At 68.8% G+C, this 3,389-nt stretch carries 2 protein-coding genes and 2 pseudogenes; all 4 read right to left on the reverse strand.

The window, feature by feature from the left end:
• Nucleotides 1-729: pseudogene (locus VIB55_RS07255) on the reverse strand (hypothetical protein); the annotation flags it as partial.
• Nucleotides 730-1,176: 447 nt separating this feature from the next.
• The gene (erpA, locus tag VIB55_RS07260; protein ID WP_331876005.1) at nt 1,177-1,542 is read right to left on the reverse strand and encodes an iron-sulfur cluster insertion protein ErpA; all 366 of its coding nucleotides are present in this window, start codon (nt 1,540-1,542) and stop codon (nt 1,177-1,179) included.
• Between the two features lie 157 nt (nt 1,543-1,699).
• Nucleotides 1,700-2,488 (reverse strand): enoyl-ACP reductase, encoded by a 789-nt coding sequence (locus VIB55_RS07265; RefSeq protein WP_331876006.1) that lies wholly within the window; start codon nt 2,486-2,488, stop codon nt 1,700-1,702.
• 42 nt (nt 2,489-2,530) lie between these two features.
• A pseudogene (locus VIB55_RS07270) lies at nt 2,531-3,389 on the reverse strand (carboxypeptidase-like regulatory domain-containing protein); the annotation flags it as partial.

Raw genomic sequence — 3,389 nt, forward strand, 5'->3', positions numbered from 1 at the left:
AAGTTCCTGGTTGGCGCCGGTGAACGCGTTCACGTCGCTGATGATGGACGCGATGGACTGGCCGTTCGCCCCCTGCCACGAATTTATCTGGCCGATGTTGCCGTAGTGCCCGGTCAGGTACTGTCCCGCGCTGATGACCGGGCGAATGTCGAAGTACCGCACGCCGAACTGCAGCTGGCCCAGGATGCCGGAGGTCTGCGTGAGCGTGTTGCAGCGAGTCGCGAACGCGGTACCCGAGGTGTAGACGCTCATCCCCGCGTCGTGGGAGCCGGGGATGCACAGGTGACGCAGGCTGCGCCCTCCCAGGACGCCCAGGTTCTGCTGCATCCACGCCGCCGGGGGGTTGCTCGACGTGTAGCTCCCCTCCGTACCGGCCAGGATGAAGGTGACGTTCCCGTCGTGCTGCCAGCCCAGGTCGATGGTGCTCCCCTTGGGATTTCCCGTCGTGGCGATGTCCGTGAGCACCACCCGCAGGTCGAACCCGTTGCCGGCGCGCGCCTGCACCTGGAAGTTCGCCCCCGAGGGGCCCAGCGTGTAGGTCACTTCGCCCGCGTCATCCCCCGAATGCTCGAAGAACCCCTGCGACCACTCCACGTAGACGCTGGCCGTCGTCCCCGCCGCGATGGTGTCGGGAAACGTCCACGAGTTCATCTGGTACGAATGATGGTACGTGTTCCGCCAATTGTACGGCGTGCCGTTGACCAGCGTGATCTTTCCGCCCTGTCCCATGATGCTTCCTCTGTCGCGATGGCGTTCCGAGTGTCGTCGCACCGGCGGAATGCCGGGCACGGTGGGACGAGTCTGCGGCCGGTAGGTTGAGAAGCGAGGTTCCGTCAGGGCCGGAGCGCGCAAGCTTCGACTCTCATTATCCGACGCAAATCAACATCACCACGCGCCGAGTATAGCCAGGCCACGACGGGGGATCAATCCTCGAATCACCAGTGTTGATGCTGGAAATCTTTACACAACTAAACGGAGAGCACACGCAAGTTCATGCGTGGCCGATGGGGGCACGCGCGAACGTTGGGTTCGTGCGCGGACGAGGCCGGCCGAAAGCGGCCATCCCGAAAAACGTCGGGAGCGGGGGAACGCGAAAGAGGCCCGCGGAGCTCAAGCTCCGCGGGCCTCCCGCGCGTCGTCCCGGCCGTTCCGGCTAACGCGCTACCCTACCGCCGTTCACACCGTGAACGAGCTTCCGCAGCCGCAGCCGCCGGCCGCGTTCGGGTTGTTGAACGTGAAGCCGCTCCCCTGGAAGGTCGACACGTAGTCGATCTCGGTGCCCTGCAGGTACTGCAGGCTGAAGGGATCCACGAACAGGCGAATGCCCTGCGACTCCAGGATCATGTCGTCTTCGCCAGCCTCGTCCTCGATGTTCAGGCCGTACTGAAAGCCCGAGCAGCCGCCGGGGAGCACGCCTACGCGCAGCCCCGCCGTCTCGGCCGCGCCCTGCTCCTCGATGTACCGGCGGACCTCGGTGGCCGCCGTGGCCGTAAGAAGAACCGGAACGGCCGGTGCTTCGGTGCTGATCTCGCTCGTCTGCATTGCTGCAACCCCGCATCACAAGGTTGGTCGCGGGCAATCCAACTCCCGCTCTCGTAACGACTTGTACGCTCTCGAAACCAGCAGGTTCCGGGCCGCGGCGCCGTTGTTCAACTACTGAAGTATATGCAGACGGCGCCGAGAATCAATCCTCGGCCACTCACCCCGCCGTGATGTTGAAGCCCGCGTCCACGTACATCACCTCGCCCGTGATGCCGCCGGACAGCTCCGACGCCAGGAACAGCGTCGCGTTGCCGACTTCGCTGGGCTCCACCGCGCGCTTCAGCGGGGCGCGCTCGCCGGTGATCCGCAGCAGGTCGCGGAAGTGGGCCACGCCGCGCGCCGCCAGCGTGTTGATGGCCCCGGCCGACACGGCGTTGATGCGAATGCCGCGCGCGCCCAGGTCCACCGCCAGGTACCGCACGCTGGCCTCCAGCGCCGCCTTGGCGACGCCCATCACGTTGTAGCCGGGCACCGCCTTCTGCGAGCCGTAGTAGGTCATGGTCACGATGCTGCCGCCCTCGGGCATCATCGGCGCAAAGGCGCGGGACAGGGCCACCAGCGAGTAGGCGCTGATCTCGTGCGCGGCGGAAAAGTCTTCGCGCTGCGTTTCGATGAACGCGTTGGCCATCGCGGCCTTGGGGGCGTAGGCAATGGAGTGCAGCAGGAAGTCCAGGCTGCCCCAGCGTTCGCGTAGCGCGGCCACGAGCGCGTCGATCTGCTCGTCGCTGCGCGCGTCCAGGTCGAACACGGGCACGTCGCCCAGCGACGACACCGTCTTCATCACCCGGTCGCGCATCAGCTCGCCCTGGTAGGTGAACGCCAGCTCCATTCCCGCACCGTGCAGCGCCTGCGCGCACGCCCACGCGATGGAGTTCTGGTTGGCCACACCCACGATGAGGCCCTTCTTCCCCGCCAGCAAACCGGCGAGCGGCGAGTTTTCGGACATGGTCGGTTCCGATTGATCCGGTGAACGGAGGATGTTCGCGATTCAGTCGCGCACGGGCACCAGGGCACCGCGCGCGGGAAGCGAGGCGCGCGGGCGCCCCGGCGCCGGCGCAGGACTGGCCGGCGCTGGACGCGCAGTGCTTGGCCGAGCGGGCGTGGCGCTCCCCGCCGCGGCGGAATCCGCTTCCACCCGCGGTGCCGGGGCTGGCGCGGCTTCCGGCGTGCGCAGCCGCGCCTGCCCACCGCCCACCAGCCCGTTGATGTTGCGGACCCCCGTCACCCGCACGACGTACACAGTGTCGGGCCATAGCGGCGACGCGGGCCGCACGAAAAGCGCCTGCGCGGGAAGCGGACCACGCGGCTCGGCGGCGGCTCCCGCGCTGTCGGCACGCGGGGGCTGGCGCGCCGCGCCGGGCTGCGCCGCGGGTGCCGCGCTGTCCGAGTCGGCCGCGTCGGTCGTGTCGCGGGGGGCGGGCGGGGCGCCCACGCGCACCTCGGCGATGGCGACAGCCACGCTGTCGGAGCCCACCAAGGCCACCTGCGCGGCCGAAAGCGGCTGCTCGGGGTCCAGGTAGTCGTCCGTGCGCACCTCCACCCACCCCTGCGTGATCGTCGCCGAGCGCACGACGGGGGGCGTGGTGTCAGGGAGCAGCGTCGCCAGCCGCGCCGTGGGTGCCTGGCCCGTGGCGAAGGTCAGCCGCGCCGTGTCGCGCGCCTCGAACGGGTCCGGCCGGCCGTTGCGGTTGGCGTCTCGATAGGCGATCACGCGGTATTCGCCCTCGGGAACCTGCCGGAACTCGAAGCGGCCGGCGCTGTCCGTTCGCGTGGTGTACGTCAGCGAGTCGCGAAGGCGCACCGCGTCCACCCGCGTCTGCTGCCCCGGGCTGCCGGTGATCCGCTCG

This window comes from Longimicrobium sp. (genome assembly GCF_036554565.1).
Classification (GTDB): domain Bacteria; phylum Gemmatimonadota; class Gemmatimonadetes; order Longimicrobiales; family Longimicrobiaceae; genus Longimicrobium.